Annotated in this window: 21 protein-coding genes; 3 read left to right on the top strand and 18 right to left on the bottom strand. The window is 23.3% G+C overall.

Translation table 11 applies throughout. The features are described from left to right. Positions 1-2 precede the first annotated feature (2 nt). Positions 3-878, top strand: a complete 876-nt coding sequence (gene glyQ / locus D9V60_RS00685; RefSeq protein WP_158360448.1) for a glycine--tRNA ligase subunit alpha — start codon at positions 3-5, stop codon at positions 876-878. A gap of 31 nt (positions 879-909) precedes the next feature. Continuing rightward, positions 910-2976, top strand: coding sequence for a glycine--tRNA ligase subunit beta (gene glyS, locus D9V60_RS00680; protein ID WP_158360447.1), 2067 nt, complete (start codon positions 910-912; stop codon positions 2974-2976). A gap of 23 nt (positions 2977-2999) precedes the next feature. Here glyS and yajC read toward each other — a convergent pair whose 3' ends face one another. The 12 genes from yajC to ydiK all read right to left on the bottom strand — a co-directional run bounded on the left by yajC (position 3000) and on the right by ydiK (position 15356). After that, complete coding sequence (gene yajC / locus D9V60_RS00675) at positions 3000-3356, bottom strand: preprotein translocase subunit YajC (protein ID WP_158360446.1); 357 nt, start codon at positions 3354-3356, stop codon at positions 3000-3002. Between the two features lie 40 nt (positions 3357-3396). After that, positions 3397-4500 (bottom strand): tRNA guanosine(34) transglycosylase Tgt, encoded by a 1104-nt coding sequence (tgt, locus tag D9V60_RS00670; RefSeq protein ID WP_158360445.1) that lies wholly within the window; start codon positions 4498-4500, stop codon positions 3397-3399. A 37-nt stretch (positions 4501-4537) separates the two neighbouring features. Further along, positions 4538-5620 (bottom strand): tRNA preQ1(34) S-adenosylmethionine ribosyltransferase-isomerase QueA, encoded by a 1083-nt coding sequence (queA, locus tag D9V60_RS00665; RefSeq protein ID WP_158360444.1) that lies wholly within the window; start codon positions 5618-5620, stop codon positions 4538-4540. Positions 5621-5651: 31 nt separating this feature from the next. Continuing rightward, a complete protein-coding gene (locus D9V60_RS00660; protein ID WP_158360443.1) occupies positions 5652-5954 on the bottom strand; it encodes an integration host factor subunit alpha in 303 nt (100 codons plus the stop codon). A gap of 4 nt (positions 5955-5958) precedes the next feature. Next, entirely contained in the window at positions 5959-8364 is a 2406-nt protein-coding gene (gene pheT / locus D9V60_RS00655; RefSeq protein ID WP_158360442.1) for a phenylalanine--tRNA ligase subunit beta, read from the bottom strand. Positions 8365-8373: 9 nt separating this feature from the next. Further along, positions 8374-9363, bottom strand: coding sequence for a phenylalanine--tRNA ligase subunit alpha (pheS, locus tag D9V60_RS00650; RefSeq protein WP_158360441.1), 990 nt, complete (start codon positions 9361-9363; stop codon positions 8374-8376). 216 nt (positions 9364-9579) lie between these two features. Next, positions 9580-9942 carry a 50S ribosomal protein L20 gene (gene rplT / locus D9V60_RS00645; RefSeq protein ID WP_158360440.1) on the bottom strand — a complete coding sequence of 121 codons (363 nt, stop codon included), beginning with the start codon at positions 9940-9942 and terminating at the stop codon, positions 9580-9582. A gap of 41 nt (positions 9943-9983) precedes the next feature. Then, positions 9984-10181 carry a 50S ribosomal protein L35 gene (rpmI, locus tag D9V60_RS00640; protein ID WP_158360439.1) on the bottom strand — a complete coding sequence of 66 codons (198 nt, stop codon included), beginning with the start codon at positions 10179-10181 and terminating at the stop codon, positions 9984-9986. Positions 10182-10246: 65 nt separating this feature from the next. Then, positions 10247-10786 (bottom strand): translation initiation factor IF-3, encoded by a 540-nt coding sequence (gene infC / locus D9V60_RS00635; protein WP_158360438.1) that lies wholly within the window; start codon positions 10784-10786, stop codon positions 10247-10249. Positions 10787-10789: 3 nt separating this feature from the next. Continuing rightward, complete coding sequence (gene thrS / locus D9V60_RS00630; RefSeq protein ID WP_158360437.1) at positions 10790-12718, bottom strand: threonine--tRNA ligase; 1929 nt, start codon at positions 12716-12718, stop codon at positions 10790-10792. Positions 12719-12832: 114 nt separating this feature from the next. Further along, on the bottom strand, positions 12833-13879 hold the full coding sequence (locus D9V60_RS00625) for a 3-deoxy-7-phosphoheptulonate synthase (protein ID WP_158360436.1): 1047 nt from the start codon (positions 13877-13879) through the stop codon (positions 12833-12835). A gap of 382 nt (positions 13880-14261) precedes the next feature. Further along, positions 14262-15356: an AI-2E family transporter YdiK gene (ydiK, locus tag D9V60_RS00620; protein ID WP_158360435.1), complete on the bottom strand. Its 1095-nt coding sequence runs from the start codon at positions 15354-15356 to the stop codon at positions 14262-14264. A 198-nt stretch (positions 15357-15554) separates the two neighbouring features. Here ydiK and D9V60_RS00615 point away from each other — a divergent pair, with 198 nt between their 5' ends. Continuing rightward, positions 15555-15944: an iron-sulfur cluster assembly accessory protein gene (locus D9V60_RS00615; protein WP_158360434.1), complete on the top strand. Its 390-nt coding sequence runs from the start codon at positions 15555-15557 to the stop codon at positions 15942-15944. 20 nt (positions 15945-15964) lie between these two features. On the opposite strand, the gene tyrS is transcribed toward D9V60_RS00615, so the two are convergent. The 6 genes from tyrS to D9V60_RS00585 all read right to left on the bottom strand — a co-directional run bounded on the left by tyrS (position 15965) and on the right by D9V60_RS00585 (position 22320). After that, on the bottom strand, positions 15965-17245 hold the full coding sequence (gene tyrS / locus D9V60_RS00610) for a tyrosine--tRNA ligase (RefSeq protein ID WP_158360433.1): 1281 nt from the start codon (positions 17243-17245) through the stop codon (positions 15965-15967). A 112-nt stretch (positions 17246-17357) separates the two neighbouring features. Next, on the bottom strand, positions 17358-19346 hold the full coding sequence (gene priA / locus D9V60_RS00605) for a primosomal protein N' (RefSeq protein WP_180818849.1): 1989 nt from the start codon (positions 19344-19346) through the stop codon (positions 17358-17360). Between the two features lie 8 nt (positions 19347-19354). Further along, positions 19355-19981 carry an endonuclease III gene (gene nth / locus D9V60_RS00600; protein ID WP_158360432.1) on the bottom strand — a complete coding sequence of 209 codons (627 nt, stop codon included), beginning with the start codon at positions 19979-19981 and terminating at the stop codon, positions 19355-19357. A 9-nt stretch (positions 19982-19990) separates the two neighbouring features. Then, entirely contained in the window at positions 19991-20668 is a 678-nt protein-coding gene (locus tag D9V60_RS00595; protein ID WP_158360431.1) for an electron transport complex subunit E, read from the bottom strand. A 6-nt stretch (positions 20669-20674) separates the two neighbouring features. Continuing rightward, a complete protein-coding gene (gene rsxG / locus D9V60_RS00590; protein WP_158360430.1) occupies positions 20675-21289 on the bottom strand; it encodes an electron transport complex subunit RsxG in 615 nt (204 codons plus the stop codon). Beyond that, the gene (locus D9V60_RS00585) at positions 21286-22320 is read right to left on the bottom strand and encodes an RnfABCDGE type electron transport complex subunit D (RefSeq protein WP_158360429.1); all 1035 of its coding nucleotides are present in this window, start codon (positions 22318-22320) and stop codon (positions 21286-21288) included. Before D9V60_RS00585 ends, rsxG begins: the two co-directional genes overlap by 4 nt. Positions 22321-22330: the final 10 nt, after the last annotated feature.

The following is a 22330-nucleotide window of genomic DNA, read 5'->3' as shown; positions in this document are numbered from 1 at the left end:
AAATGAAAAATCATTACAATACTTTTTATAACTTAATTCAAGTTTTAAAAAAATATTGGATTAAACAAGAATGTACTATTTTTCAACCATTAGACTTACCAATGGGTGCTGGTACATTTCATAATGTAACATTTTTAAGAACACTCGGTTTTGAACCTATCAAAGCTGCTTATGTGCAATGTTGCAGACGACCTACTGATGGTAGATATGCAAAAAATCCAAATCGTTTACAAAATTACTACCAATTTCAAGTGATTATCAAACCTCCTGTTAAAAATATTCAAAATATGTATTTGGAATCATTAAATGCACTTAAAATAGATGAAAAAAATAATGATATACGTTTTATAGAAGATAACTGGGAAAATCCTACTTTAGGTGCCTGGGGTATTGGATGGGAAGTTTGGTTAAACGGAATGGAAATTACTCAATTTACTTATTTTCAACAAGTAGGTGGCATAGAATGTAATCCTGTAACTGTAGAAATTACATATGGCTTAGAAAGAATAGCAATGCATATGCAAGATCAATCAAATGTATATGATTTAATTTGGGATTCAAACAAATTCCAAACAATTACTTATGGTGATATTTTTAAACAAAACGAAATAGAACAATCAAAATATAATTTCGAATATTCAAACATTGATTTATTATTTGAATATTTTGAGAAATATATATTTGAAGCAAACAATTTAATAAATTTTAAAAAACCATTATTATTAGTAGCATATGAAAAAATATTACAAGCAAATCATGTTTTTAATCTATTAGACGCAAGAAAAGCGATATCTGCTAGTGAACGTCAAAATTATATTTTAAAAATTAGAAGTTTGACTAAAAAAGTTGCACAAGAATATTTAAATTTAAAAAAATAAAATTTTATTAAACCAGTAAAAAGAGAAAAAAATGAAAAAAACATTTTTAGTTGAAATAGGAACAGAAGAATTACCTGCTAAAATATTATATCATTTAATCATTTCATTTTATAAAAGCTTTATTGATGAATTAAAATTTTATAATATTAAATACAAACAAGTTGATTATTTTGCTACTCCTAGAAGATTGGCATTAAAAATTATAGATATTGATGATACTGAAAAAACAAAAAAAATTTTAAAAAAAGGACCTTCTCTAAAATGTTCATTTAATAAAGATGGAACTCCAACAAAAGCTGCATGTTCATGGGCAAAAAATGTTGGTATTGAAATAAATAAAGCAAGTCAATTAAAAAATAAACAAGGTAGTTGGTTAGTACACTATGTAAAACAAAAACAAGAAAATATTGAAATATCACTTCCTAAAATAGTAGAAATATCATTAAAAAAAATTAATATTAAAAATTTAATGCGATGGGAAGTAAATAATGCTAAATTTTTTCGACCTATTCGAAATGTTTTAATGATGTTAGATAATAAAATAATTAATAACAAAATTTTTAATGTTTTTTCTAAAAATAAAGTTCATAATCACATCTCTTGCAAAGAAAAAAACATACACCTTAATCATGCTCAAGAATATCCATCTATTTTACTAAAAGAAAGTTATATAATAGCTGATTATGAAGCTCGTAAAGAAAAAATTAAAATAGAAATAAAAAAAACTGCTAAACAAGTTAATGGATATACCCAAATAAATTATGTTCTTTTAGACGAAATAAATTCAATAGTAGAATCTCCTAAAGGTCTTTTAGCTCATTTTAAAGAAGAATATATTAAACATATACCAAATGAAATTCTTATCTATATTATAGAAAAACAACAAAAATGTTTTCCAATATATCATCAAAAAAAACTTTTACCATATTTTACTTTTATAAGTAATATTAATTCAAAAAATAATCATCAGATTATATTAGGAAATGAAAAAGTTATGGAAGCTAGACTATCTGATGTAATGTTTTTTTTAAATAAAGACAATCAAATAAAATTATTAGACTATCTTCCATTATTAAAAAAAGTTTTATTTTATAAAAATTTAGGAACATTATATGATAAAACTATGCGATTAAAATCACTTGTAGATTTAATGTCTAATAATAGTAATAAAATTGATTTAATTAAATTAGCAATGTTGTCAAAATGTGATTTAATTACAGATATGGTATCTGAATTCCCAGAGTTACAAGGGATAATTGGTATGTATTATGCCATTAAAAATCATGAAAAATATGAAATTGCTATTTCTATCAAAGAACAATATTTGCCATCTTTTTCTGAAGATAAACTTCCATCTAGTATTATGGGGTCTATATTATCAATTGCTGATAAAATAGATACTTTATGTGGTATGTTTTTAATTAACCAAATACCATCATCAAATAAAGATCCATTTGCTTTAAGAAGAGCTGCATTAGGAATAATACGTATTATTATTAATAATAAAATGTCTTTAGACTTAAAATTTTTAATTTTTAATAGTCTTGAATTTTATAATAAAAGAGAAGTAGATTACAAATTAATATCTAATAAAATCATGGATTTTTTAAAACTGAGATTATCATTTTTTTATGAAAAAAAAGGATATAACATTCAAATAATTAAATCAGTACTATCTTTTCAATTAACAGAAATTTTAGATGTAGATCAAAAAATTAAAGCAATATCAGATTTTAAAGAAACAAAACAGTCAAAATCAATTTTTTTGACGATTAAAAGAATATCTAATATATTAAAAGTTTATAAAAAATACATAATCAATAATGAAATTGATATAAATCTAATTCAAAAAGAAGAAGAAAAGCTCTTATTTAAAGAAATAAAAAATTTCAATCATGATACAAAAAAATTATTTATAGAACAAAATTATAAAAAAATCTTATTAAGATTAAAAAATTTTGAAAATCCTATAAATAACTTTTTTAATCAAGTAAAAATTAATCATTGTGATCCTAAAATTAAAAATAATAGATTAATTTTATTAAAAAAAGTAGAAACAATCTTTTTTAGAATTGCAAACTTTTCTTTTTTATATTAAAACAATTTATTCAAAACATTTAATTAAGAGTTTTTATTATTTACTTTTTTTAAAGATTCTAAAGTATTTTTAGGAAGCAATGAAATTATAAAATCTTTTTTTATAAAAACTTCATTTGTATTATTGAGTTCTAATAAAATATATCCATTTTCTGTAATGTTTTTTACGCGACCTAAAAAACCACTATTAGTCATTACTTCATCACCTAAAGAAATCAATTTCATAAGATTTTTTCGTTCTTTTTCTTTTTTTTGTTGAGGACGAAAAAGCATAAAATAAAAAATTAATAAAAAGATTACAAGCATAACGACTAAAGAGTAAGAATTATTTTCTGTTGGTTGACTCAATGTAGCATATGCATTTTCAATTAAAAAATTCATTGCATGAAACTCCTTCGTACAATATTAATAAATAATAAATTTATTTTTTTTGATTATAAAATTTTAGCATAAAATCATCAAATCTTTTTTCTTTAATTGCGTGTCTTATATTAGACATTAATGTTTGATAATAATGTAAATTATGTATAGTGTTTAAACGAGCTCCTAAAATTTCATTACAAGAATCTAAATGATGCAAATATGATCGACTATAATTTTTACATGTATAACAAAGACATGTTTTATCTAATGCAGATAAATCTCTTTTATATTTTTTATTTCTAATTTTTATTATACCATTAGTTACAAATAAATGTCCATTTCTTGCATTTCTTGTAGGAAGAACACAATCAAACATATCGATACCACGATATACACTTTCTACTAAATCTTCTGGTTTTCCTACTCCCATCAAATATCTCGGTTTATTTGTCGGTGTTTGCGGAAGAATATGATCCAGTATATTGTACATTTCAGATTTAGACTCTCCAACTGCTAATCCACCTAAAGCATATCCATCAAAATTCATTTTAATTAATTCACTTAAAGATCTCTCTCGTAAAATTGGATATATGCCGCCATGAATAATACCAAATAAAAGATGATTATTTTTTTTATTCAAATCAAAATATATACGACATTTTTTAGACCAATTCAATGATTTTTCCATAGCATTTTTTGTTTTTTCCCAATCTGTAGTATATGAAATACACTCATCGAAAACCATAATAATATTCGAACCTAAATTTAATTGAATTTCTATTGAAAGCTCAGGTGTTAGAAAAAAACTTTTACCATTAATATGATTTTTAAAAATCACTCCTTCTTCATTAGATTTACAAAATTTTGAAAGACTAAAGATTTGAAAACCACCAGAATCTGTAAGAATAGGTCCATTCCAATTCATAAAATGGTGTAAACTATCATGTAATTTAATTACATCTTGTCCTGGTCTTAAATGTAAATGTAATGCATTAGCTAAAATTATTTTACTTCCAGTATTTTGAATTTCTTCAGGAGTAAGAGTTTTTACTGTTCCATATGTACCTACAGGCATAAAAATAGGAGTTTCTATAGGTTTTTTGTTAAAATAAAAAACTCCATATCTTGCTTTTTTATCTTGACTAATAACTTGAAATTTCATTTTTTTCTCATAAGATAAATAAAAATTTTATTTTAAATCAGAATTTTTTGCTTTTTATTTTTTCATAAGGAGCTAATTTATTATATGTAATGTACATCGCATCTCCATAACTAAAAAATCGATATTTTTTCTTAATTGCTTCAAAATAAGCATTAATAGTGTTACGATAACCTAAAAAAGAAGAGACCAACATAATTAACGTTGATTCAGGAAAATGAAAATTAGTAATTAATGCATCAACAACTTTATGTTTGTAACCAGGATATATAAAGATATTAGTATTATTTGAATAATTTTCTGAATTATTCCATGAAGTTGAATTGTACGCACTTTCCAAAGCGCGTAATGTAGTAGTTCCAACAGCTATTACACGACCTCCATTTTTTTTACATATTTTAATTTTATTAATTAAATCTGAAGAAACACTAACCCATTCAGAATGCATAACATGTTTTTCTATTTCTATAGTTCTAATAGGTTGAAATGTACCACTACCTATATGTAATGTTACAAAATCTATATTTACCTTTTTTTTAAAAAGAGCACGTAATAACGGTAAATCAAAATGCAAACCTGCAGTTGGCGCTGCTATCGAACCTAAATTTTTTTTATATATAGTTTGGTATAGATGTTGATCTAATTTTATGTTTTTTCTTTTAATATAAGGTGGTAAAGGTATATGTCCAATTTTATTAAAAATATGAATAGATGAAATCTCACTATTATTAAATTTAATTTCATAAAATGGTTTTCTATAACTAATTATAGAGCCTTTAATTTCATTATATTTTCCAAAAAAAAGATTAGAATTAATTTTCACTGGATTTGATGATTTAAGATATGCAAGTATATTATTATTGTTTAATACTTTTTCAAGTAAAACCTCAACTTTTCCTCCGCTTTCTTTAAAACCAGATAAACGAGCAGGAATAACTTCCGTATTATTAAAAATAACTAAATCACTAGAATTAATTTCATTTATAATATCAAAAAAAAATTTATGAGTTATTTGACCTGTATAACCATTAATTATCATCAAACGACATTGACTACGTACCCAAGAAGGATAAAAAGCTATCAATGACTTTGGTATCTCAAAAGAAAAATTACTAAGATTCATATTTCATTTCTTTAAAAAATTTAACTAAATATTAATTTTTAACTTTTATAAAACAATTTTCAATACGATTTTTTAATTTTTGACCAGCTTTAAAAGTAACAACTCGTCTTTTGGAAATAACTACTTTTTCTCCTGTTTTTGGATTTCTACCTGGACGTTCTTTTTTGTCTTTTAATTGAAAACTTCCAAATCCAGATAATTTAACATTTTCTCCTTTTTCTAAAGATTTTCTTACTTCTTCAAAAAAAAACTCTACGCATGCTTTTGAATCACGTTTAGTTAATTTTAATTTTTCAAATAAATTTTCTGAAATTTCAGATTTTGTTAGTACCATAAGTTTATTTCCTTAAAACAATTTGAAATGTATTTATTAATGTTCTAATGCAATAATCGAGCATTAAATTGATTTCATTTTCTTTTAAAGTTTTTTTTGAATCTTGAAAAGTAAAACTAATCGCTAAACTTTTTTTACTAGAAAATTCTTTACATGAATAAATATCAAATAGATTAATATCTACTTTTTTATCTGAAAAACAATTTTTACATACTTTTATAATATCGGAATATGAAATATTTTCTGATATTAATATTGAAATATCACGACGACTACTTGGAAACTTAGAATACTCTTTGAATTTAAAATCTTTAAAAACTTTTAAATCAAAAATTTTATCAATTAATAATTCAAATAAAAACGTATTATGATCTATATCTAGTTTTCTTTCTAAGCTCGGATCTATTTTACCAAAATTACCAATAATGTTATCATTTAAAAAAATTTGCGCACTTTGATTTGGATGTAAACCTAATACTTTTTTATTTTTTATTTCATAACTACTTGAGCCACACATTAATTCCAATATAGACTCTAAATCGCCTTTTAAATCATAAAAATCTACTTTTCTTCTTTTAGAAAACCAGTTTTCTTTACCATTAAAACCACTAATTATACCTGCTAAAAACATTGTTTGATTTACTCCAAGAGTTTTGTGATCATCCATTGAAAAGCATAAACCTTTTTCAAACAAACGAACACTATCTTGTTTTCGATTTTTATTATACAAAAGAGTTTTAAGAAGGCCTGGCCATAATGATATACGCATACACGAAAGATCTTTAGAAATAGGATTAGAAATAAATAATTCTTTATCATTTTTTGAAAAAATATGATTCTGTAAAATTGGATCAATAAATGAATAAGTAATTACTTCATGATATCCTCTATTTATAAGTAAAGTTGCTGATTGATTTAATATATCATCTTTTTTGTAATCATCATTTTGATTGTAAAAATTAAAGCTTTCTTTTAATGGGGTTAATGGAATATTATTATAACCATATATACGAAGTATATCACCTATTACATCTTCTTCTATTAATATATCAAATCTCCAAGTAGGAGGGGTGACATTCCAATATTTCTTTTTATCTTCTATCTGATATTCAAGACGTAATAGAATATTTAATAAAATTTTAGAATCAATAAAAAAACCAGCTATTTTTTTAATATTTTTATAATATAATTGAATTTTATTTCTATATTTTAAACAAGCATTATTTGTATAAGAAGTAATTTCTCCTGCATTTCCACTGCATATTTTTAAGATTAAATCTGTTGCATATTCTATTGCGTATTTTTGAAGCGAAAAATCAATACCGTAATTATGGTAATTAAGAATATTATTAGGGCCAATAATTTTATTAATATTAAACAGAGATTCTTGATCTACTGAATATGAAATTAAAAATATATTTTTAGTATTTTTATTTATTTCTAAGCAATGAGAATTTAAGTTACCAGGGATAAATAATATCTTTGATTTATCAGAAAAAACTAATATATTTTTATTTAATATTATTTTAAGATCTTTTTTTAAATACAAAATATTTTTTTCATTAGTTTTTTTAATTTGAATAAAAGTATCTATTATATCTGCATTTAGTACATTTAAAGGCTGACCAATTTCAATTAAAACATAATTAATAATATTTATTATTATATTTTCTGATAACATATCAGACATGAATAATTTTTTTTTCATCCAAAATGGAGTTTGTACATCAATGTTTACATTTGCAATTACTCTTCCAAAAAAATTAACATCTTTTTTTTCTGAGTCAACATAAATTGGAAATTTGTTTTGAATAGTAACAAGATTATTTTTTTCTTTTAATGGAGTTATATTTATATTATTTATGGCTGCTATATTACGAGCGATCCCTATAATACTCAATCCATCTGGTCGATTAGGAGTAACATTTACTTTTATAAGATTATCTTCTAGCAAAAAATAATCATTAACATTAATCCCTATTGGAGTGGTTTTAGGAAATTCAATAATTTTATTGTCGTTTGAATCAAACAAACCTAACTCCGAAAAAGAACATAGCATACCTTCAGATTTTTGATTCTGAAACTGTTTTAAATTGATTTTTATACTATTAGCTAATACACTTCCCGTCATAGCCACCGCAACTTTCATTTTATTACAACAATTAGAAGCTTTACATAAAATATTTAATAAATTTTTTTTTCCGACATCAACTTTAACTATTTTTAGATTATTTAATGTAGGATGTGTAATACAAGAAATTATTTTTCCAACTACTACACCTTTAAATAAAGGAGAAAATTTTTCAATAGATTCAATTTCTATTCCAGAATTGATAATCTGCTCACTTAAAATAATGCTTTCTATTTTAGGGTTAACCCATTCACGCAACCATTTTTCACTAAATTTCATTTTATCTCACTAAATATATTTGAATTGTTTTATAAACCTTAAATCATTCTCAAAAAAAGATCGAATATCAGAAATTCCATAACGTAACATAGTAATTCGTTCTACTCCTAACCCAAATGCACAAGCAGAATAAATGTTTGAATCAATGTTAACATTTTTTAAAACTAATGGATGAACCATTCCACAACCTAAAATTTCTAACCATTTTTTAGAATCAGACATAATATCAACTTCAGATGAAGGGGTGGTAAAAGGAAAATAAGAAGGACGAAATCTAAGAGAAACTTTTTTATTAAAAAAACTATATATAAAATTATATATAATCCATTTTAAATGAGAAAAATTAATATTTTTATCAACTATTAACCCTTCTACTTGATGAAACATAGGTGTATGTGTAGAATCATAATCATTTCGATAAACTTTTCCAGGAAAAATAAATCTCATTGGAGGTTTTTCTGATTTCATAATACGAATTTGCATAGTAGAAGTCTGAGTTCTTAACAATCGATTTTCATCTAACCAAAAAGTATCATGATTATCGCGTGCAGGATGATTTTTAGGTATATTCAATGCATCAAAATTATGATATTCATCTTCTATTTCTAAACCATTAACTGATCGAAAACCTAGTTTATTAAAAAAATTTTGTATAAAATTAATACTATGATTTATAGGATGAATAGAGCCATTTTGAATACATCGACCCGGTAAAGATACATCAATTTTTTCTTTCTGAATACGTTTTTTTAGAATAGATTCGTTTAATTCAGTTTTTTTTTCATTAATTTTAGATATTGTTTTTTTTTTAATTGTATTAATAATAACACCGTATTTTTTTTTCTCTTCAAAAGAAAAACTTTTTAAGTTTTTCATATAATTATTAAAAATTCCATTTTTTCCTAAATATTTAACTTTTATTTGATCTAATATTTCTATGTTATGAGAATTTTTAATTTCATTTTTAATTATATGCCATAATTTTTTTAACATTAACATTGTTAACTCTTTTCTATATTTTGTTTAAGTATAATTCTTAAGATATTAAAAAGCTTCCATAAAGGAAGCTTGTTTTATCGAATTCGTTAACACATATAAAATATAAATATATTTATCATTTTATCTGATAAAAATTATTCACAATAAAAAATTTAACTCTAATCTTAATAGAGGGGAGATGAATTTCCCCTTCTTTATTTGTTAAATATTATTTTCTTATGTTATAAGTAAAGCTTTTTTTGCTCTTTCAATTAAAATATTAAATCCATGTATATCAAATATTGCAATATCAGATAATATTTTACGATCAATGTTAATTGAAGCTTTTTTTAATCCGTATATAAACTTACTATAAGAAATTTTACTCTGACGAACTGCAGCATTTATTCTTGTAATCCATAACTGACGAAATTGCCTTTTTCTTTGGCGCCTATCACGATAAGCATATTGACCAGCTTTTACTACTGCTTGACATGCTACTCTATAAATACGAGAACGAGCTCCATAATAACCTTTTGCTTGTTTTAAAACTTTTTTATGACGAGCATGAGCAGTCACACCGCGTTTTACACGAGCCATTGATATGCTCTCCTGTTCATACAATTTTATTAAAGATAAATTTATACATAAGGTAAAAATAATTTAACTTTATTTATATCTCCTTTCGATACTAAAATCTTAGGACGAAGATGACGTTTTTTACTTGTTGTTTTTTTCGTCAAAATATGACGTAAGTTTGCTTGTTTACGTTTAAATTTACCAGATGCAGTTTGTTTAAAACGTTTTGCTGCACTTTTTAAAGTTTTAATTTTTGGCATACAATGTTTCTTTTAAATTATAAAAATAATTATATTTATTTTTGAACACGTTTAGTCAAAAACTACTATTTTTTTTTCGGCGCTAAAACCATTATCATTTGACGACCTTCAATTTTAGATGGAAACGATTCAACATTTGCTAACTCAATTAAATCGTTTTTTACTCTATTCAATACATTTACACCTATTTTTTGATGCGCCATTTCTCGACCTCTAAATCGCAAGGTAATTTTAACTTTATCACCATCTTCTAAAAAACGAATTAAGTTTCGCAATTTAACTTGGTAGTCTCCTTCGTCAGTTCCAGGTCGAAATTTAATTTCTTTTACTTGAACAACTTTTTGTTTTTTTTTCTGTTCTTTAGAAGATTTACTTTTTTCATAAAGAAATTTACCATAATCCATAATACGACAAACTGGTGGCTCTGCATTAGGGCTAATTTCTACTAAATCTAATCCTAATTCTTCAGATTTTTCTAAAGCTTCACGTAAATTAACTATGCCAATTTGATCGCCATCAACCCCTGTAAGACGAACTTTAGTTGCGCGAATTTCGTTATTAATACGATTTGGTCTTATCAATTGAGTTCTTTTTCCGACTTTAATACCTTATTCCTCCATTTGAAAAAAACTACGAGTAAATATTTCTTTTTGTAGTTTTTTAATAAATAAATCAACATCTATGATCCCAAGATTATTTCCATTTCTACTTCTAATAGAAACTGTGTTAGTTTGAACTTCTTTTTCGCCACAAATCAATATATATGGAATCTGACGTAAAGTATGTTCACGAATTTTAAGACCTATTTTTTCGTTTCTTAAATCTGATTCAACACGAATTTTTAAAAAATTAAATTTTTTAACTATTTTATTTATATAAACAGAATAAATGTTTTTAATACCAATTACTACAACTTGCACTGGAGATAGCCATGTTGGTAATTTACCAGAACACTCTTCTATCAATATTCCAATAAAACGCTCAATTGAACCTAATATAGCTCGATGAATGATTATAGGAATACTTTTTTTATTATGTTCATTAATATAAAATGAATTTAAACGAAGTGGCAAATAAAAATCTAACTGAATTGTTCCACATTGCCAATTTCTATTTAAAGAATCTTGTAAAATAAATTCAATTTTAGGACCGTAAAAAGCACCTTCTCCTAATTGATATTCAAATTTCAAATTATTTTTTATTAATGCATTAGATAAATCTTTTTCTGCTTTATCCCAAATTATATCATCACCAATACGTTTCTTTGGTCGAGTTGAAAATTTTATTAAAATTTTTTTAAAATTAAATATGCTATATAAATCATATATCATTTTAATGCAATTATTTATTTCAGAATGTATTTGTGATTGAGTACAAAATATATGAGCATCATCTTGAGTAAAATTACGCACTCTCATAAGACCATGCAAAGATCCTGAAGATTCATTTCTATGACAACTTCCAAACTCCGCCATACGAATAGGTAAATCTCGATAAGATTTTAATCCAATGTTAAAAATTTGAACATGTCCAGGACAATTCATAGGTTTGATACAATATTCTCTATTTTCTGAAGAAGTAGTAAAAATAGCATCTTTATAGTTGTCCCAATGACCGCTTTTTCCCCATATTGATTTATCTATTAATAAAGGCGTTTTTACTTCTTTGTATTCATATTCTTTTAATTTTTCTCGAACAAAATTTTCTAATTCATTAAAAATAATCCACCCATTATTATGCCAAAAAATCATTCCAGGAGATTCGTCTTGAATATGATATAATTTTAAATATTTATTAATTTTTCTATGATCTCTTTTTTTTACTTCACTAATATAAATTAAATGTTTATCTAATTCTTCTTGATTTAACCAAGCAGTTGCATAAATACGTTGTAACATTTTATTTTTTTTATTACCTTTCCAATAAACTCCTCCAATTTTTTGCAATTTAAAATATTTACAAAACTTTATATTAAAAACCTGCATTCCAATATCAAAATCTATATAATTTTCGTGATAATATAAAGAAATTACATCATTTTCTAGAAAATTATTTTTAATTAAATCAACTTTATACGTCTCTGATTGTTTTTTAAATTCTCTTAAAGCATCATTAAAAGAAACTTTTTTATTTAAAATATTATATTTTTTTTTCAAAAGAACTTTCATTTCTTTTTCTATTAAAACAAGATCTTTTTCTAAAATTCTCTTTTCCATATCTATGTCGCAATAAAAGCCATCACTTGTAACTTTGCTATCTGCAATTTTACATAGTGGCCATATTGTTTTAATCGAATAATTTAAAAGTTGCATGCATGAACATCGAATAATATTTAATGCATAAAGATCTTTTTTACTAATACATTGGATAGAAGAATCTTCTGTAATCAAAGTATTTAAATTAGCAAAATTTCCATTTATAGAAATAGCAATGAAAGATTGAATTATATTAGGATATTTATGTTTTAAAATTTCTTTTAATGAAATAGAATGCTCGTAAATTTCTTTACTCCCATCATAAAATTTTATTACAGGCATTCTTATATACCCTTTATTTGAAAATGTTTTTAATAAATTATAAAAATTTAATTTTTATAAAATTTCATTTATTAAACTAAAACATGCTAGTCAATATTTTGACTAGCATATAAACTAAAAACGAGTATCTACTGCATCTGCTAATTGTTTAATAATTAGAACACTATCTTCCCAATTTAAACACGCATCAGTAATTGATTGTCCATATATTAACGGTTTGTTTTTTGAAACTTTTTGAAAACCTTCTTTTAAAAAACTTTCAATCATTACTCCAAATATATTTTTTGATCCTAAAGCAATTTGTTTTGCAACAGATATAGCAACATTTTTTTGACGAATATGTTCTTTTAAACAATTACCATGACTAAAATCAATCATTAAGTGTTCAGTTAAATTAAATTCACGTAAATCTTTTATTGCCAATTCAACATCTTTAGCATGATAATTGGGAGTTCGACCACCTCTCATAATAATATGTCCATATGGATTTCCACTAGTATGATTGATAGTCATTTGTCCATCTTTATTTGGGGCAAAGAATAAATGACGAGCTTTTGCAGCTCTAATAGCATCAATTGCAATACGTATATTTCCATCAGTTCCATTCTTAAATCCTACTGGACATGAAAGTGCAGAAGCCATTTCTCTGTGAATTTGGCTTTCAGTTGTTCTAGCTCCAATAGCTCCCCAACTAATTAAATCTGCAATAAATTGACCTACTACTATATCTAAAAATTCTGTTGCAGCAGGCATTCCTAATGTATTAATATCTAATAACAATTTACGAGCAACAGAAAGTCCATGATTTACTTTAAAACTACCATCTAAATCTGGATCTGAAATTAAACCTTTCCAACCTACTACGGTTCTTGGTTTTTCAAAATATGTACGCATTATAATTTCAAGACGATCTTTATATTGTTTACGTAATTCGTATAATCGATGAGCATATTCAACTGCAGCTATAGGATCATGAACAGAGCATGGACCTATTACAACAAGCAAACGTAAATCTTCACCAGTCATAATACGAGCAATATTTTGTCTTGTTATAATAACATTATCCATAATCTCTGAAGTGATAACATATTTTTTTGCTAATTCAGAAGGAGTTATTAATGAATCAATTCGTATTGTACGTAGTTCATCTGTTTTTTTCATTTTATTCTCTAAATGAATTTTATCCTAAAAAGAATATCAAGATGTGATAAAATCACGATAAACTAATTAATCATAAACTTATCTCTAATAAATTTTATAAAATAAAAAAGAAATATTATATTTTTAGAGAAAAGAAGTATAATAGTATACTTTAAACATAATAAAAGAAGCTTAAAATAGGAAATAAAATGAATATAAAATCCTAAAAATAATACAATTATACAAGATTATTAATATTCTGTTCAGTAAATATTAAACATAATTAAATTATTTTTTATAATATCATAATTTTTTATTTATTTTTTAAAAGTGCTTATTCTATTTTTTAGATTAAATTAACTAATATATTTTTACAACTTAAAATTTAAAGATTGTCATCGTATTAATTTATCTTTGATTTCACATCTATATTATTAATAAATGAATTAATAGAAACACCATATATCCAAGATATTGTTAATCTATATAATATCACCAAAACCACTGGGCCAATAAATAATCCAATCATCCCAAAAGTTATTAAACCACCTATAACTCCTGATAAAATTAAAAAAGTAGGCAAATCAGAACCCATTCGTATAAAAAAAGGTCGAAGTATGTTATCTAATATAAATACAAAACAGCTCCAAATTAATAATAATGTACCGCATGTATTATTACCGTGCCAATAAAGCCATATAATAGATGGTATTAAAATTGGCAATGGACCTAACTGAATTAAACAAGAAAAAACAATTAAAATCATTAACAAAGTCCAATATGGGACACCTGAAAACAATAAACCTAACCCAGATAAAAAAGCTTGAATTAAAGCTGTTACTACAACTCCTAATGCAACAGATCTAACAGCTCGAACTGTCAATGAAATAATAGCATCTCCATTTTTAGAATGGATACGAGATGCAAATTGTCGAATCATATTACTAATTTTTTCACCATTCCAATAAAGCAAAATACTAAATATCAACATTAAAGTTAAATGCATGACAAATAATCCAAAATTTTTAGCTTGAATTATAAAAAATTCAGTTGTACGACCCATATATGGTCTAACTTCTTTAATTAATTCGGCTCCATCACTATCTAATAACTCTTTGTAACTAATAAAAATTTTTTTTCCAATAAGTGGTATATCTTGAAGCCAAATTAATTCCGGAAATTCTAAAGTATTTGAACTAAACCAATGAATAAGAGGGATACTTGTTGCAATCAAACTATTTACTAAAAGTACTATAGGAATAATAAATAATAATAATAAAATCACAATCATACTAATAAGAGCAATGATACGTCTTCCTCCTAGAAATTTTTCTATTTTCAGCATAAGAGGCCAAGTTGCAATTACAATTGTACTAGCCCATGAAAACCCTAATATAAATGGTTTTATTATTAAAAAACTCGTAATACTTATAGCAATAATAAATATTAATGATAAAATAAACTGCGATAAATCCATTTTTTCTTTTGGATTTTGCATATAATTCTTTCACCTCAATATTTTTACAGATAGATATCTTGATATTATAGATGATGAGTAATAAATAATTAAAAAATTATAACATTAAATTTTTAAAAATTATGAAAGAAAAATAATACTCTTTAAAAAGATATATAAAGAGATTTGCATTATTTTTGAAAAAAATATTTTTTATTAAAAGTAATAAAGAGAAAAAAAATGAAAAAAAAACAAGAAAATACTTATTTATTTAATCAACATAAATGGAAAGGAATTAAAATTACTAAAAGCGCTATCAAACAAATATTGTTTTTAATGAATCTTAATACAGAAAATCAAGGAATAAAATTAAGTATAAAAAAATCTGGATGTGCAGGTTTTCGATATATAATGGAATTTTTTAACACTAAAAAAACACCAGAAAAAGAAGATAATATAATTTTTTTTTATGAAAATATTTTGATACAAGTCTCTAAAAAAGATATACCATTTTTAGATGGTGTTAAAATTGATTTTATAAAAAACAATATTAATCAAGTATTTAAATTTAATAATCCTAAATTAGAAAAGTTTTGTGGCTGTGGAGAAAGTTTTGCAATTAATGATTGAATCAGTATGTAATAAAAAAATTATTTCCAATCTATAAGACAATGATGTTTTTTTCCTCTTGAAATTAAAGTAAATTGATTGAATAATTTATCATTATCATTAAAAACATGATTTTTATTTATAATTTTATTAGTATTAATAGATATAGAATTAGATATTATCATGTTTTTTGCTTGTGTTCGAGATTGAGCTAAAGAGCATAATACCAACGCTTCTTGTAAATCTTTAATTTGACATGCTTCAATAGAAGGTATTCCATCTTTTTTTAGTTGTTGTAAATCAGATTTTTTTATTTCATCTATATTCTTTAAAAAAAGAATATTTGTAATTCTTTCTGCAGCTAGTAAATTTTCTTCACCATGTACTAAACGAGTCATATATTTAGACAAATAAGATTTATCATTAATAATTTGATTATTTTTATATTTATTTATTTCTCTTTGATTAATTTCATGACAATCTAAAAAAGTAAATAATTTTAAAAAATTATAAACATTAGAATCTTCTATATTTTTCCAAAACTGATAAAATTTATAGGGACTAGTTTTTTGAGAATCTAACCAAATAGTTCCAGATTCTGTTTTTCCAAATTTAACACCATTAGATTGTATAAGCAAGGGTAATGTTAAACCATGTACTTGTTTTTTAGAAAGTTTATTTATTAAGTGCATGCCTGCAGAAATATTTCCCCATTGATCAGATCCCCCAATTTGGAGAGATACTTGTTTTTCTTTATTTAATATAAAAAAATCATATGCTTGCAATAAGTTGTATGAAAACTCTGTAAAAGAAATACCTTGATCTAATCTTTTAATACGTTGTTTTACTGCTTCTCTATTAATCATAGTATTAATTGAAAAATGTTTACCCACATCACGCAGAAATGATAAGATATTAATCTTTTTAAACCAATTTTTATTGTTTAATATAATTACATTGTTCATTTTATTAAGACTACTAACATCTAGAAAAGAAGATATTTGTTTGCTTATTTTAATCGACCATATATCAATATTATTATCATAATTTAACAAACGTTCTTTTTCTTTAAAACTAGGATCTCCAATAAGACTTGTAGCTCCTCCAATTAAAACAATAGGTGTATGACCTTTCATTTGAAATCTTTTTAGAGTAATTAAAGGTAAAAGATGACCTATATGCAAGCTTTCTTCAGTAGGATCAAATCCACAATAGAGTGAAATAAAATTATTCTCAATATTTTTTTTTAATATATTTTCATTTGTAATATGAGATATTAAATTTCTTTGTCTTAACTCATCTATTAAATTAACATCATTCATTAAAAACCTTTTTAACATAAAAACTTAAATTAGTTAAATATTTTATGCTAATTTATTTTAAACTTCAATAAATAAGACATATAAAAGTCTATTTTATTAAAATTAAGTAATATCAAAATTTAAAAAACCATTTAACATTATTAAAAATAGAAAAATATTTTGAAATTTCAAGCGATTTTCGTAATATTTTTTGCAAATAAACATGGGAAGAACATTGTATTAATAATTTATAAATATGTTTTTTTTGAGATATTAAAAAAACAGGGTCGGGACCTGAAAACCACAAAAAAATATTATCCTTTTTAGATCGTTTTTTTAAAAAAATATATATAAATTTTAAAAAAATAAAACTTTTTTTAAAATTTTTACTTTGACAATATAAAACTACTTGAAAATTCCATGGAGGTAATAAAAAATTCTTTCTTGAAATTAATATTTTCCGAGCATAAAATAGATATTTTTTATTACATATATTTATTAAATCTTCATTATCAGGAGTTGATGTTTGAATAAATATATTTAAAAATTTTGAATTTTTTTGTATCAAGTTCACAAGATTAAAATAAAATTGAGAAAAATATTCAGTATTATTAAAATTAAAAGAAAAAAAATAATGGTCGATATTAACCAAACCAATTAATCTTACTTTAGGGAAATAATAATTTTGAACTATTTTTTCTGTAGTAACAATAATCCCAGGATGTAAAATAGAAAACTGAGAAATATTGAAATTCAATTTTTTTATTATAGTATCTTTTAAATTTGTTAAAAATAATATTGGTATGTTAGGAAATATTTTTTTTATATTCTTTTTTATTTTTTTTATACCAAAATTAAATTTAGTTAATGGAAAAAAATTACAATTATAACAAAATAAAGGTTTTTTATAATTAATTAAACAATAACTACAAAATATAGTATTATTGTGTTTATTTATTTTGTAGTAATCATGACAAAAATTACACTTAGGAATCCAATTACAATTATTACAAATTAGACCTAAAAAAATAAAATCAGATGGATTAAAGATCAATAAAACTGAAAAATTTTTTTTTATATTTTCAAAGATTTTATTAATCAAAGTATCTGATAAACCAGTTCTTATTTTCTCTTTTTTTAAATCAATAATTTTATTTTTTAAAATTAAAGAAGTATTTTTTTGATTAAAATTTATCCAAAAAATTTTTTTATGAACAACATTATATAATGTTTTTAAAGACGGTGTATTTGAATCTAAAATAATAGGTATATTTTCTTTGCATGCTCTTAATATTGATATATCTCTAATATTCAAGTTAAATTTATTTAAATTTTTATAAATTAAATTATGTTCTTCAAAAATAATAATTAAACCTAATTTTAAAAAAGGAAAAAAAATACTTTCTTTTGTTCCTATAACAATAGAATTTTTTCCATTTTTAGTTTTAACCCAGATATCAAAAAATATTTTATCACTTAAATTAGAATGAACAATATTAATTGGAACATTAAAATATTTTTTTAATAAAAATAATATTCTATATATATCTTTTATAAAAGGAACAATAATTAAAATTTGTAAATTTTTTTTTAAAAATTTTTTAAATAATCCTAAATAAAATTTAATCTTTACATATAAATTAATTTCTGATATTAACCAAAATTTAAAAGAATTTTGAACTAAAATTTTATTTATCTTTAATAAAATTTTGTTACTTAAAGAAAACTTTTTATTAATTTTAAATTGATTAACTTGATTTATATTTTTTTCAAAACAAAATTTTTTATTTTTTTCATTTATATCTTTAGATTTTAAAATATTTGGTAAAATTGAAAATAACATACTTCCTATAGGATAATAATAATATTTGCTCAACCATATTAATATATTTAATAATGAATCATTTAAAACTGGTTGATTATCAATAATACATTTTACAAGTTTAAAATTTAAATTATTTATGTTTTTTTTTTGGTGAATTGCCACAATAACGCCTATAGTATCTTTTGAATGAAAAGGTACTAAAACACGTCCACCAATTATAGGTCGCATTGAATATGGGAGTATATAGCTAAAATACTCTCTAATTGGAAAAGGTAAAATTACGTCTACAATAATCACTTATATATTCATATATTAATAAATTCACAAAATTTGCTTATCAAACAAATATTACACTTTTGTTTTCTTGCTTTACAAATATAGCGACCATGATAAACAAACCAAAAATGAACATTTTTTTTAAAAATAGATGGTACAACTTGTATTAATTTTTGTTCAACTTTTATTACACTTTTTCCTTTAGCAAAACCAGTACGATTGGAAACCCGGAAAACATGCGTATCTACAGCGATAGTGTTTTTATTAAACAATAAATTTAAAATAATATTTGCAATTTTTCTACCTACTCCAGGCAAGGATTCTAGTTTAATACGGTCTTCGGGAATTTTGTTCTTATATTTATTAAATAGTAAAAAAGATGTTTGAAAAATATATTTAGCTTTAACATTATATAAACCAACACTTTTAATATAAAATTTTAATTTTTCTATACCTAATTGTAAAATACTTTCAGGTGTATTAGCAACTTTAAATAAAACAAAAGTTATTTTATTTACTATTGCATCAGTTGATTGAGAAGATAATATTAACGATATTAATAGTTCAAAATCTGATGAAAAAAGTAATTCTGTCATCGGATTTGGTTGATGTTCATGAAACAATGACAAAATGGCATAACGTTTTTTTTTATTCATATTTTTATATTATTTTTTAAAACTTGAATGAATACATTTTAAACATTTTTTTTTCTTTTTTTCTTTATTCTTATCTAAACAATTTTTAAAAGCAATTAAAAAACCTAATACTAAAAATCCTCCAGGAGGAGATGCAATTAAAATGATTATGTCTTTATTAAATAATTTAAAAAAACAATCAGTTCCTAAATTGTTAAAAATTTTATGAATACCAAACAAAAAGGTTCCATGACCTAATATTTCTCGTATTAATCCTATAAAAAACATTGCTAATGTTGATCCTAATCCGGTTAATAACCCATCAAAAAAAGAAACTAAAATAGAATTTTTATAAGCTATAGATTCTGCTCGACCAATTACAATACAATTCGTAACTATTAAAGGAATAAAAACACCTAATGATTTATATAAATTAAATTGATATGCATGTAATATCATTTCTATACAAGTAACTGTCGAAGAAACAATTAACATAAAAATAGGAATTCTAATATTTTTAGGTATAACATATTTAAATACAGAAATAATACTATTTGTAATAGTTAAAATAAACGTTGTAGAAATCCCTAATCCTATTGCATTTACTACATTTGTAGTCATAGCTAAAACTGGACATAAACCTAAAAGCTGAACTAAAGAAGAGTTATTAGACCATAATCTTTTCTTGAAAAAATTATTCCATTTCATAAATTTTTATCTCTTTAAATCAAATATTAATGGTATTTTTTTCACAAAAATAACTGTTCTTTTTATAGCATTAGTAACTGCTTGTGGAGTAATAGTTGCGCCTGTAAATTGATCAATTTGACCCCCATATTTTTTTAATAAAACATTATTATCTTTTTCATTTATAACACTTAAATTTTTAAATTTAGTTATCCAATTAGAAATTGATATATCAATTTTATCTCCAATTCCAGGAGTTTCTTTATGAGATAAAACTCTTACACCAATAATTTTTCCATTTAAATACGCAGCCACTAATATATAGATCGAACCAGAATATCCATCTGGAGCTGTACTTTCAACAATAGCAATTTTTGCTATTTTATCGTGAAATAATAACCATAAATTATGTTTTTTAAAATCTCCTAATAATTCATTGCTTACTAAATATTTTTCTTCTTTATAAGTATTATAAATACTATAGGGTATTACTTGCTGGATAAACATTTTTTTTTCTTGTTCTTTTTGATTTTTTATTTGGTTTTCTGTAATATAATTTATATATCCAACAACACATAAAGATAAAATAGAAAAAATACTCATTATAAATGAATTTTTTAATATTTTTTTAAAATGCTTCATACTTTTTTATGTCCATATCCAGACGTTTTTAAAAAATTATCTATTAGTGGTGCTAACATATTCCCAAATAAGACCGAAAAAGCAACTCCATCTGGATAATCACTATAATTTCGAATTATATAAACTAAAAAACCAATTATTGAACCAAAAATTATTTTTCCTATATTACTATAAGAAGTTGTAACTGGATCAGTAGAGATAAAAAAAGCACACATCATTGTGCCACCAGAAAAAAGATGAAAAAATGGAGACAGAACAAGATTAGTTGAAAAAAAATAAATAATAGTAGAAACAATAAATAAAGTGAATAAAAAACTAAATGGAATACGCCAACAAATAATTCTTTTATATAATAAAAAAAAACCACCTAATAAAAAACTTATATTAATATAATTCCAAGATGAAAAAACAGTTATTTTTTTATTTTTTAGAGTTATATTTTCCAAAGAAAAATTATAAGAAATACGGGATCTATTTTTAAAATCATTTAAAGGAGTTGCTTCTGTAAAAATATCAGGATCATTATCTAGAAAATCATTACTTTTATTTGTTTTATATAAAATTTTATTTATTGAAATTTTCAAATCATTTAAAGAAAATAATTTGGTATTTTCTTTGTGCCAAGAACTCATATATAAAGGAAAAGATATTAGTAATACGGCATAACCAATCATAGCTGGATTAAATATATTTTGACCTAATCCTCCATATAAATGTTTCGAAACAACAATAGCAAAAAAAGAAGCAAACATTATCATCCACCAAGTTAATGTAGAAGGAACACTTAAACCTAGCAATACTGCAGTTACCATTGATGAATTATCTAATATATTATTTTTAATCTTTTTACCACGTATTTTTAATATAATTATTTCAAATAGTAAAGAAAATATTATAAATAAAAATATTTGTATCAATACCACTAATCCAAAAAAATAACACTCTGTTAATATAGCCGGAATAGATGCGATAAGAACAAAAAACATAATTTTTTTTACATTGTAATTATTGTATATATAAGGAAGATTCATTTTTTATGTT

Source organism: Buchnera aphidicola (Aphis craccivora) (assembly GCF_005082145.1).
Lineage (GTDB): Bacteria > Pseudomonadota > Gammaproteobacteria > Enterobacterales > Enterobacteriaceae > Buchnera > Buchnera aphidicola_U.
Note: the sequence above shows the minus strand (reverse complement) of the source record. Positions and strands in the feature narration are given on the sequence as shown.